Source organism: Pseudomonas sp. PME37.24/025 (assembly GCF_055556615.1).
This window is the reverse complement of the sequence record NZ_JBVHNK010000099.1, coordinates 1-286: the sequence shown is the minus strand read 5'-3', so window position 1 is coordinate 286 and position 286 is coordinate 1. Positions and strand designations below refer to the sequence as shown.

At 53.1% G+C, this 286-nt stretch carries 1 protein-coding gene; it reads left to right on the top strand.

Annotation, left to right across the window (positions count from 1 at the left end):
- Positions 1 to 286 (top strand): hypothetical protein (locus ACZ3HH_RS29665; RefSeq protein WP_465810102.1); only part of this gene is annotated, 286 nt, incomplete at both ends.

Below are 286 nucleotides of genomic sequence, written 5' to 3'. Positions count from 1 at the left end.
GCCTCGCTGGTCAAGTTCTATACCGTCTATAAGCTGCAGCGCATGCCGGTAGCCACAGCCAGGCTATTCCTTCTGTGCTTTGCCTATCATCGCTTCTTGCAGATCAATGACAACCTGATCGAGGCATTCGTTCATCTGGTGGATCAGTACGAGGCGGAAGCGAAATCCGCAGCGGAAACGGCCATGCAGCAGGCGTTCATTGATGCAACGGCGAACCTGAAAGCGGCCGGCCAAGTACTTACTCTCTTTATCGACAAGTCGATTGCCGAGAACGTACCATTTGCAC